Source organism: Shewanella pneumatophori (assembly GCF_023283895.1).
Lineage (GTDB): Bacteria > Pseudomonadota > Gammaproteobacteria > Enterobacterales > Shewanellaceae > Shewanella > Shewanella pneumatophori.
Genome location: NZ_JAKILB010000026.1, coordinates 1 through 10,077, shown reverse-complemented (window position 1 = coordinate 10,077; position 10,077 = coordinate 1). Strand labels below are relative to the sequence as shown.

11 protein-coding genes are annotated in these 10,077 nt (G+C 41.7%); 6 read left to right on the top strand and 5 right to left on the bottom strand.

The genetic code is table 11. The features are described 5' to 3' along the window. Positions 1 to 580 precede the first annotated feature (580 nt). The 4 genes from L2740_RS21265 to L2740_RS21250 are packed head-to-tail and all read right to left on the bottom strand — an operon-like array spanning position 581 to position 4,191. Entirely contained in the window at positions 581 to 1,177 is a 597-nt protein-coding gene (locus tag L2740_RS21265; RefSeq protein WP_248951991.1) for a TlpA disulfide reductase family protein, read from the bottom strand. Then, positions 1,174 to 1,656 (bottom strand): heme lyase NrfEFG subunit NrfF, encoded by a 483-nt coding sequence (gene nrfF, locus L2740_RS21260; RefSeq protein WP_248951990.1) that lies wholly within the window; start codon positions 1,654 to 1,656, stop codon positions 1,174 to 1,176. The genes L2740_RS21265 and nrfF overlap by 4 nt, the downstream gene beginning before the upstream one ends. Next, positions 1,653 to 2,204 carry a DsbE family thiol:disulfide interchange protein gene (locus L2740_RS21255; RefSeq protein WP_248472571.1) on the bottom strand — a complete coding sequence of 184 codons (552 nt, stop codon included), beginning with the start codon at positions 2,202 to 2,204 and terminating at the stop codon, positions 1,653 to 1,655. Before L2740_RS21255 ends, nrfF begins: the two co-directional genes overlap by 4 nt. 16 nt (positions 2,205 to 2,220) lie before the next feature. Next, a complete protein-coding gene (locus L2740_RS21250; RefSeq protein WP_248472573.1) occupies positions 2,221 to 4,191 on the bottom strand; it encodes a heme lyase CcmF/NrfE family subunit in 1,971 nt (656 codons plus the stop codon). Between the two features lie 431 nt (positions 4,192 to 4,622). Between L2740_RS21250 and ccmI the strand changes: the two genes are divergently transcribed. Further along, positions 4,623 to 5,876, top strand: coding sequence for a c-type cytochrome biogenesis protein CcmI (ccmI, locus tag L2740_RS21245; RefSeq protein ID WP_248951989.1), 1,254 nt, complete (start codon positions 4,623 to 4,625; stop codon positions 5,874 to 5,876). Positions 5,877 to 6,494: 618 nt separating this feature from the next. Here the strand turns inward: ccmI and L2740_RS21240 are convergent. Next, the gene (locus L2740_RS21240; protein ID WP_248951988.1) at positions 6,495 to 6,788 is read right to left on the bottom strand and encodes a c-type cytochrome; all 294 of its coding nucleotides are present in this window, start codon (positions 6,786 to 6,788) and stop codon (positions 6,495 to 6,497) included. Positions 6,789 to 7,111: 323 nt separating this feature from the next. Here L2740_RS21240 and ccmA point away from each other — a divergent pair, with 323 nt between their 5' ends. From ccmA to ccmE, 5 genes are read left to right on the top strand one after another with little or no spacing between them, the layout of a single operon-like run. Continuing rightward, the gene (ccmA, locus tag L2740_RS21235) at positions 7,112 to 7,762 is read left to right on the top strand and encodes a cytochrome c biogenesis heme-transporting ATPase CcmA (RefSeq protein ID WP_248472579.1); all 651 of its coding nucleotides are present in this window, start codon (positions 7,112 to 7,114) and stop codon (positions 7,760 to 7,762) included. A gap of 9 nt (positions 7,763 to 7,771) precedes the next feature. Then, entirely contained in the window at positions 7,772 to 8,458 is a 687-nt protein-coding gene (ccmB, locus tag L2740_RS21230; protein ID WP_220781322.1) for a heme exporter protein CcmB, read from the top strand. A gap of 1 nt (position 8,459) precedes the next feature. Beyond that, positions 8,460 to 9,206, top strand: coding sequence for a heme ABC transporter permease CcmC (gene ccmC, locus L2740_RS21225; protein WP_220781323.1), 747 nt, complete (start codon positions 8,460 to 8,462; stop codon positions 9,204 to 9,206). Continuing rightward, positions 9,206 to 9,403, top strand: coding sequence for a heme exporter protein CcmD (gene ccmD / locus L2740_RS21220; RefSeq protein WP_248951987.1), 198 nt, complete (start codon positions 9,206 to 9,208; stop codon positions 9,401 to 9,403). Before ccmC ends, ccmD begins: the two co-directional genes overlap by 1 nt. Then, the gene (gene ccmE / locus L2740_RS21215) at positions 9,403 to 9,891 is read left to right on the top strand and encodes a cytochrome c maturation protein CcmE (RefSeq protein ID WP_248472583.1); all 489 of its coding nucleotides are present in this window, start codon (positions 9,403 to 9,405) and stop codon (positions 9,889 to 9,891) included. The genes ccmD and ccmE overlap by 1 nt, the downstream gene beginning before the upstream one ends. Positions 9,892 to 10,077: the final 186 nt, after the last annotated feature.

Genomic DNA, 10,077 nt, shown 5'->3' with positions numbered 1-10,077 from the left:
GACCTGCTCAATGAATTCTGTATTACATAAATTATCTTTGATTTTACTTTCTATAAGAAAGTGAAGACCAAAGTTGCTATGAACACTCATTCATTAAGTAATTTTTGATTGCCTCGTGAGAGACAATTTCGAATAACTTAATCTCTGTGAGTGTCCACACAGATTTGCTTGTCATATTGTTAAAGAGCGTTGCCATCATTGTCGTTCTTGCGAACCGTTCCAAGTGGCTAGGGGTGCGTATTATACACTTCCCGTTGTTGGCGTCAAGCGTTTATTTTAAGAAGTTTTTCAAGCGATGATTTCTTAATCAGAGGTCATTACTTGAAGCTCTTAAGCCGCTTGTCACCAGAGTTATCATCCTAAGGAATCTTAACTCTCTAACACTGCTGCAAGTCCCTTTCTACCTAGGTAGTTGGCCTGCTGTGCCGTGTCAGTGGATGCGCATTATAGGGATATCTCAGATCAGCGCAAGCCCCTTTTGTAATAAAATTAGCTTTTTCGAATCAAACGAATACTTATCAAACGATACGTACAAAAAAGGGGCTAAAAGCCCCTTTTTTCAGTATAAATGCTGTTGTATCTACTCAGCTTGGTCACTCACTTGTTCTGCTTCTGCAGTTTGAGCAAGAAAACCTTTTATAAGTGTTACTGCTTTATCGTCATCCCAATCTACAAAGGTACGAACAAAAGCAATTAACTCCCCTTCTCTATTAAGAATGAAAGTTGCTGGGATGGTATCCAATGGGAATACCTGACCAAGCTTTTGCTCTTTATCATAATAAGTATTGAAATCTTCCATACCTAATGACTTTAGGAATGGTTCAACTTGCTTATTACCTTCTAGATCGATTGATACAGGTAGAACTTCAAAGTCATCCGATCCGATCTTGGCAGAAAAACGGCTAATTGCCGGTAATTCTCTAACACATGGAGGACACCAAGTCGCCCACATGTTTACCATGATCACTTTACCTTTATATTGGCTAAAGTCGACTGCCCCACCTTTACTATCTTTAAATGGCACAGCTTCGATCGGAAATGGCTTAGGTAAAACACTAATTAAGTCGACACTGGATTGAACTTGAGTCTTGTCTTGCTTTTCCATTCCTGGATAAGCTTGCGCGCCACCAGCTAACAACATAGTTGCAGCAACAAAGCCCACTAAGATCGATCTCATTTCGCATCTCTCTTTAACAGACGATCAAGTTCTTGCTGATCTTCTGTGGTTAGATCTTGATTATTCGCTTCAGCAATACGCTGCTTGCGGATAAAGAAGAAACCAATAACACCACCAAAAATGAGTAAAGCGAATGGTCCTAACCAAAGAACGTAAGTTTTAGCTTCCATTCTTGGCTTATATAGAACGAATTCACCGTAACGGCTTGTCATGAATTCGACAATTTCGTTATCAGCCTTACCTTCATCTACCATCTGGTAAACTTCAAGACGTAAGTCTTGAGCAACTGGAGAGTTAGAGTCAATTAAGTTTTGATTTTGACATTGTGGACAACGTAATGAATGGGCTAGCTCTAGCGCACGCTTTTGGTTATCTACAGACTTAAACTGATATGTATCTACCGGTGTAGCATTAGCGAATAAAGCTACACTCATCAACATGATTACAGCTGTAAAGCTTTTTACTAGTGATTTGATCATGATGCACCATCCTTCGCTGCTTCGGCTTGTAGCTCTTGCACCATTGGATAAAGAGTTTCTTTCCATACATTACGATCAATTGGACCAGCGTAACGATAACGAACGATACCTTTATGATCGATCAGGAAGCTTTCTGGTGCACCGTAAACGCCAAGATCTAAACCTAAGCGACCATCGTGATCGAAAATATTGATCGCGTAAGGGTTGCCTTCACGACTCAACTCACGAATTGCTAACGCTCGCTCATCACGATAGTTAATACCGTAGATAGGTAGAATATCTTTACGCGCTAACGTCATTAGGAATGGATGCTCATATTTACATGATGGGCACCATGTTGCCCACACGTTCAATAAGCCAACCTTACCTTTCAGTGTTTCGTTAGTCACGGTGTCCCCTGACTCTAACACTTCAAGTTGGAAAGCCGGAACCGGCTTTCCTTCTAACGCTGAATCGAGCTTTTGAGGGTTAAGGAAGAGTCCCTTATAAAGGAACACTCCCATACCTAAAAACACGACTAGTGGAATAAATAATACTAGCTTTTTCATACTGACCTTATTCCAATTAAGCCGTTGCTAACTTGCTAGTCGCTTTCTTTACTGTGCTTACAGCTTTTGCGCGGTAACGCTTATCTGAAGCAGCGAAGAAGCCACCAACCATCATGAAAATAGAACCGAACCAAATCCAACGTACAAATGGCTTGTAGTTGATACGTACTGCATATTCTGTACGGCTAATTGGGTCGCCCATAGTGACATATAAATCGCGGAATAGACCCCAATCAATGCCAGCTTCTGTCATGTCCATTGTGCGAACATTGTATTGACGACGATCAGGTCTTAGCAAAGTAACGTAATCATCACCTTGGTAAACTTCAATCTGACCTTGCTGTGCCGTGTAGTTAGGACCAACAACGTTTTTAGTTTCAGTGTAGTTAAAGGTGTAACCCGCTAACTCATGAGAGATACCTGGGCCCATACGGACGCTCTTCTCTAAAGAGTAGTTAGACACCATAGTGGCACCTACGACCGATACAGCGATACCTAAGTGAGCGATGATCATACCTAATTGGCTACGACCTAAACGCGACATATCGATCGTGCCTTCTTTGGTCTTCACGATATTGTAAGCGGCGCGGAATGTCATCAACGTAACCCAAACCGCAGTACCGATACCAAATACAACCCAAACGTTAAACTCACCGCCTGCTAGGAACGGTGCAGCTAAACCAACAACCGTAGCAATTACAGCTGGAATGATAAGCTGACGCTTAAGCTCGCCGGCCTTAGATTTCTTCCAACGAATGATTGGACCGATACCCATAAAGCCAAATAGTACTAGAACGATAGGAACAAATACTGCGTTGAAGTATGGAGGTCCTACTGAGATTTTGCCCATACCTAATGCATCGATTAGTAGTGGGTAAAGTGTACCTAGTAGTACCGTACCACATGCAACTGTTAGCAATAAATTACATACAAGTAGCATGGTTTCTTTAGATTTAAGCTCGAAACGCGCTGGACTGCTCATTTCGCTTGCTCGGAATGCGAACAAGGTTAACGAACCACCGATGGCCAAACCTAGTAGTAACAGAATAAACATACCACGGCTTGGATCTGCCGCGAATGAGTGAACTGATGTAAGAACACCAGAACGAACGATAAAGGTACCTAATAAGCTTAGTGAGAATGCGAAGATAGATAGCAGTACAGTCCAGTTACGGAATGCGCCACGCTTCTCAGTTACGATTAATGAGTGAACCAGTGCTGTACCGATCAACCAAGGCATAAATGAAGCGTTTTCAACTGGATCCCAGAACCACCAGCCGCCCCAGCCTAATTCGTAGTATGCCCACCAAGAACCTAGTGAAATACCACCTGTTAGGAATACCCATGCCGCTAATGTCCATGGACGACTCCAGCGAGCCCATGCTGAGTCAAGACGACCGCTCATTAGTGCTGCAATAGCAAATGCAAAGCTTACAGAGAAACCAACATAACCTAGGTAAAGCATTGGAGGGTGGAAAATCAAACCAACGTCTTGCAACATTGGGTTAAGGTCACGACCTTCCATAGGTACAGGGAATAAACGTTCAAATGGACTAGAGGTCAACACCATAAATAGAGTGAAGCCAATTAGAATCATCGCCAATACTGAAAGAACACGTGCAGTGAAGACTTCTTCTAATCCCTTACTAAATAATGCAACCGCTGCTGCCCAAGCTGCTAGTGAGAACACCCAGAACAGCAAAGAACCTTCGTGGCCACCCCATACTGCGGCAATCTTAAAGAAGATTGGTAACTCCGAGTTTGAGTGATGTGCTACGTAAGCAACAGAGAAATCATCGACAGCAAAGCTATAGCCTAGTGCGACAACAGATAAGAAAATAAAGAAGAACATACCGTAACTAAGTGGCCAAGCATAGCGCACTAGGTATTGGTCTTTACGAGCTACACCTACTAAAGGGACGATGGCTAACAGCATGGCAAAAGCCAAGCCGATAATCAGCGAAAAGTGTCCTAATTCTGGGATCATGGGTTTTCCTCAGTCCTAAATCATGCATAATTAAGCATACACTTAATCATTACATACGTGTTTGCAGTTAACACTACTAAAAGGTACAAATTTTAGCTCAGTTTAGTATTTGCTATTGTTAATGTCTGCCTATTTCGTACAAATATGGGTGACTTGTCGCATTCTTCACCTATCTTATTAACAAACACACATAAACAATTGCATGTCACATTTCGCTTAAAACTGAGCGAATTTAGCGAAATTTTAAAGTCTGACTGACAAAGTTCCCGTAAGTTTCAAGAAAATTTACAAATAGAATCAATCTGTGAACAAGTACTCAACTATGACCTTTTAAGGTTATATTACTGTTCAATGAATAATCTTTACGTATAATCTTATCCCTAGTTCAGCGGTGAATCCGCTTTTTCGCAAACGAAAGTGAAATAGACATAATGACCACATTCTGGATTTTAATAGCCTCATTTCTGTTGGTTAGCCTTGCGCTGATTTGGTTCCCACACTTCCGCCAGCAGCGTATGCTGAAAGCAGAAGAAGCGGGTGTACGTAAAGGCACTAACCTTGAATTATTCAATGAACGTCTCTCTGTTTTAGAAAAAGAACTTCAAGAAGATCTTCTCGATCAACCTGAATTCGACGCTCTAAAAAAAGAACTTGAAATCAGCTTACTGCAAGATATGAAGCAAGGTGATGATGAATCACTCGTCAACAGCCTTAAGCCAAAAAGCATAATGTGGCCATCACTTATGTCAGCAGTTGTTATTGGTATTTGTGGTTATATGTACTCGACGTTGGGTGCATACAAGAACCTTGATCAACCAATGACTGCAAATGATCCTCACGCAGGCCAAACTACTGAACAAATAATGTCTCAACGTGTTCAGATGATGGAAGCACAAGCACAGTCTGAACCAGAAAACAGCCAACTATGGTTTAACCTAGGTCACGCTTATATTTCTGCAAACCGTTATGACGATGCGATTAAAGCATTCGATAAGACAATGGATCTTGTAGGTGTTCACGCAGAGTTATTAGGCCCTAAAGCTACTGCTTTGTATTACCGTTCAAATCAACAAATGACTCCAGCAGTGCAAGCTCTTGTTGATCAAGCTTTAGCACTTGATGCTGAAGACCCATCAACATTACTGCTTGTTGGTATGGACTCATTCTTTACAGCTGACTACCCGAAAGCGATTGATGCATGGCAACTAATCCTAGATAGCGACCGCACAGATGTAGATCGCGGTGCGATCATGAATGCTATCGACAGCGCAAAAATGAGAATGGGTTCTGAAAGCGCAATGCCAAACGATGACGCTCACAAGAATGTTAAGCCTAACGCAACAGCTAAAACTGTTACTGTAGAGGTTTCAATTACTCCTGAGCTACAAGCAAAAGTGGCTAGCACAGACATGCTATTTATCTTTGCTCGCTCTACTGAAGGCCCTAAAGTGCCATTAGCAGCGACCAAGATCTCAGCACAAACTCTGCCAGTAACTATTACTTTAGATGACAGCACCAACATGGGTGGTAATGTTAAACTAAGTGATGCCAAGTCTGTTGAAGTTATCGCGATTTTATCTAAGCATGGCAGCGTAAGAGCTCAAGCTGGTGATATCCAAGGTACATTGGCTATGGTTAAAGTCGGTGATACGGCACAACTAGTACTAGATACTCAAGTACAGTAATCCCCTTCTCCTTTAAAAAAACCGGCAATAGCCGGTTTTTTTATGTCTAAAGATCAAGTTAGATATTAAATAATGCTGAACTCGATGTAGCTGTAACGCCTACCTACATAGCCATAATTTATTTGGGCAAACTTATAGAAACTCTATTGGGTATCCTAGCCAATTCCCGCTTTAGGATTAATTAGCACTTGCTTCGCAACCTAAATTGCAGCCTTGTACTTGTATCTTAAAAATTAGTCACGACTGAAGGGTTTATCAGTCAAATACTACTAATGCTATTCAAAACATTCCCCGGTAAGTTAAGTAAGCATTTTACATCGTTAATCTAAAACAACCTGTGGAACAACGGCTTTGCTGACACAAGTTAACTCTATGGTTAATCATTCGATAAATGCTCTTGCTTGCTTAATTTTATATACGATTCACCACAACTACGGATATTGATGATAAGCGAGCCATGCATAGCAGATAAGCCATCTATAATGCCAACTAGTATAAACATTTAGTCGCTAAGCAAGAGTTTATCTTGGAGGTCCCCGAATCCACATGCATATCTGTAGATTTCAGACACAAAAAAACCGGCGATAGCCGGCTTTTATTATGTGACTAAGTAATCACTTACTTAGACATGTACTCGATTGCATTCTTGTAATCTTCATCAGAACAATCAGTACACATACCACCTGGTGGCATAGCGTTTAGGCCTGATTTAACTGAAGATACTAGCGCGTCCATGCCTTTACCTAAACGTGGTTCCCACGCAGCAGCATCGTGTGATTTTGGAGCACCAGCAACACCCATGCTATGGCATACTTGGCATGCCTTGTCATATACAGCCTTACCATCTTGGGCAAGTACGTTTGTAGACAGAGTCAAAGCTGCAGCTGCAGTCAGTGCTAATAATTTTTTCATCTTATACGTTCCTAATGCAAATTCTAACAAAGCTCACGCTGCCCTTTTAGGTTGGCAGACTTATTCTATATAGCGGCCTTAGGTTACTACAAAGTTCAACAAATCACATCTTTTTGTGATATTAATCGTGATAATAGCCGTTTCACAAGACATAGTTCGCAAAAACGTTAATATATTAGCAATTGTTTAAAAAGTTCATAGAAAATACTTAATATTCGAACTACATCAAATTGCTGACACTTAGAAACAAGCAAGACTAAACGCTTGAAACCGTATGTGTTAGTATCACTTGTGTTTTCATACAGCTTGATATAGAGGGCTCAGTGGTAGAAAAATCAAAAGCAACAACACTGGTATCAGCTAATAACTTAACTTGCATCCGAGAAGAGCGCATTTTATTTGATGAACTTAGCTTCGATATCAATGAAGGTGAGATCGTGCAAATTGAAGGCCCGAACGGTGCGGGTAAAACAAGTCTTTTGCGGATCATCGCTGGTTTATCTCGTCCCTATGCCGGACAAATCAATTTTAAAGGTGAAGACATTACTCGTTGTCGCGACGAGTACAATGACCAACTCTTGTATCTTGGCCATCTTGCAGGTGTTAAAAGCGAGTTAACGGCAGAAGAGAATCTTAACTTCAATTTAAGGATCAGTGGGTATGATGATTTCGATGCCCGTGAAATCCTAGCTAAAGTCAATCTTTCAGGTTTTGAAGAAGCTCTCGCAGGACACTTGTCTGCAGGTCAACATAGACGAACAGCCCTCGCTCGACTTTGGCATACCAATTGTAAGATTTGGCTACTTGATGAGCCTTTTACCGCAATCGATAAGAAAGGCGTAGAAGAGCTTGAACATCTGTTTTTAGCCCATGCAAAACGCGGCGGATGCGTAATCTTAACCACACACCAAGATATGGGCGTGATTGGCGATGATATTCTACGTAAAATTCGTCTCGATTATCGCTTTGTATAAGGTTTGGCAATGAACAAAGGCATCAGTTATACCAAGGCGTTTAGCACACTGCTAAAGCGTGACTTACAAATTGCAGTGCGTCATCGCGGTGATATTTTTAACCCGCTATTATTTTTTGTCCTAGTGGTGACGCTGTTTCCATTAGGCATTGGCCCAGAGCCACAAGTATTAACCAGAGTTGCACCCGGCATTATTTGGGTAGCAGCACTACTGGCATCAATGCTATCGCTTGAACGCTTATTTAAAGCGGACTATGCAGATGGTAGCTTAGAACAAATGCTGTTAAGCCCGCAGCCATTACCGCTAATGGTGTTAGCTAAAGTATTGGCACACTGGATATTAACCGGTGTACCTTTAATTTTAGTCGCTCCTTTATTAGCAGTATTGCTACATTTAGAAGGCAACAGTTACGGTGCGTTAATTGCGACATTAGCATTAGGCACGCCAGTGCTAAGCTTATTGGGTGCTATTGGTGTTGCACTGACAGTTGGATTACGTAAAGGCGGCGTGCTTTTAAGCCTATTGATTTTGCCTTTGTATATTCCAGTTTTAATTTTTGCTACTAGCGCGATTGACGCTGCTGGTATGAATTTACCCTATGATGGTCAACTCGCTATTATTGGCGCAATGTTGGTCGGTTCATTAACGTTAGCACCTTTTGCAATTGGTGCATCCTTACGAGTGAGTACTAACTAAAATGTGGAAATGGTTACATTCATACGCGGATCCTGAACGCGCCTACAAACTATCAGGCACTCTCCTACCTTGGTTTGCAATGCTTGCAGTATCAATGATTGGTATTGGAACAGTTTGGGGCTTAGTATTTGCTCCAACTGATTATCAACAGGGCGATAGTTACCGAATCATCTTTATCCACGTACCTGCGGCATCCATGTCAATGGCAGCCTACATGGCAATGGCCACATCATCTTTTATCGGTTTAGTGTGGCAAATTAAATCTGCCGACTGGGCTGCGGCTGCAATTGCTCCTATTGGTGCGGTTATTACCTTTATCGCGCTTATTACGGGCGCCACTTGGGGTAAACCTATGTGGGGTACTTGGTGGGTTTGGGACGCACGTTTAACTTCTGAGCTAGTGCTACTATTCTTATACTTAGGTGTAATTTCATTGTATGCATCTTTTGAAGATAAAGTTTTAGCAGCAAGAGCTGCAGGCATCCTAGCGATCGTTGGTGTAATTAATATTCCAATTATTAAGTACTCTGTAGATTGGTGGAGCTCGCTACATCAGCCATCAACAATTAAGATCACTGAAGAGTCGTCAATGCCTACAGAGATGTTGTATCCGTTACTAATTAACATTATGGGCTTCGGTGTAATGATTGGTGCGATTACATTAGTGAGATTTAGATCAGAAATTTTGGCACGAAATGGCATGCGTCCATGGGTTCGTGAACTTGCTAAAGCAGAAGGGGTCAAATAATGCAGTTCGACTCAATTAGTGAATTTATCAATATGGGCGGCTATGCATTCTATGTTTGGCTTGCCTACGGTGTAACTTTTTTCTCGCTAGGAACACTAATTGTTCTTAGTGTTAGACAGAAACGTAAGGTGTTAGTTGAGATCGCTAAAAAGATCCAACGCGAAGAACGCCTGAAAGAAACTCGGAGTAATAAATAGTGAATCCAAGACGAAAAAAACGCCTTACCCTTGCTGTTGCCTTAATTGGTGGTGTTGCAGCTATCGCTTCTTTGCTTCTATACGCTTTGAATTCAAACTTGAACCTTTTCTTCACTCCTACGGAAATTGTTCAAGGTAAAAAAGATACCGGCGTTATGCCTGAGATTGGTCAACGTATCCGCGTTGGCGGCATGGTAACCGTAGGTTCTATGGTACGTGACCCTAACAGCCTTCATGTAGAGTTTGCTGTACATGATGCTGCAGGCGGTGAGATCATCGTAACTTATGACGATCTACTGCCGGATCTCTTCCGTGAAGGTCAAGGTATCGTAGCGCAAGGTGTTCTATCTAAGCCAGGCGTCCTAGAAGCGACAGAAGTACTAGCTAAGCATGATGAAAACTACATGCCACCGGAAGTTGCTGAAGCAATGGGCAAATCTCATGAAAAGCTAGACTATAATGAAGAGCAAAAGTCTGGCGGCTATTAAGCCCTAGTAAAACTCTCACTAAAAGCCTTCTTAAATGAAGGCTTTTTTATTTCTAGCTCCCTAGTTTGCGCTCTATATTGTGGCTTAATAAACCTGTACACCGATATGAGGTAAACTCTCCTTAATATGGAACGGTGTAAAAGTAATGAAGACTCAACCAACTTACTCAACAGAATTTAAGATTGA

Coding starts and splice junctions, on each gene's coding strand:
- L2740_RS21240 (WP_248951988.1), bottom strand. CDS start 6,788: ATGAAAAAATTATTAGCACTGACTGCAGCTGCAGCTTTGACTCTGTCT.
- ccmI (WP_248951989.1), top strand. CDS start 4,623: ATGACCACATTCTGGATTTTAATAGCCTCATTTCTGTTGGTTAGCCTT.
- L2740_RS21250 (WP_248472573.1), bottom strand. CDS start 4,191: ATGATCCCAGAATTAGGACACTTTTCGCTGATTATCGGCTTGGCTTTT.
- L2740_RS21265 (WP_248951991.1), bottom strand. CDS start 1,177: ATGAGATCGATCTTAGTGGGCTTTGTTGCTGCAACTATGTTGTTAGCT.
- ccmD (WP_248951987.1), top strand. CDS start 9,206: ATGCAGTTCGACTCAATTAGTGAATTTATCAATATGGGCGGCTATGCA.
- ccmC (WP_220781323.1), top strand. CDS start 8,460: ATGTGGAAATGGTTACATTCATACGCGGATCCTGAACGCGCCTACAAA.
- L2740_RS21255 (WP_248472571.1), bottom strand. CDS start 2,204: ATGAAAAAGCTAGTATTATTTATTCCACTAGTCGTGTTTTTAGGTATG.
- ccmB (WP_220781322.1), top strand. CDS start 7,772: ATGAACAAAGGCATCAGTTATACCAAGGCGTTTAGCACACTGCTAAAG.
- nrfF (WP_248951990.1), bottom strand. CDS start 1,656: ATGATCAAATCACTAGTAAAAAGCTTTACAGCTGTAATCATGTTGATG.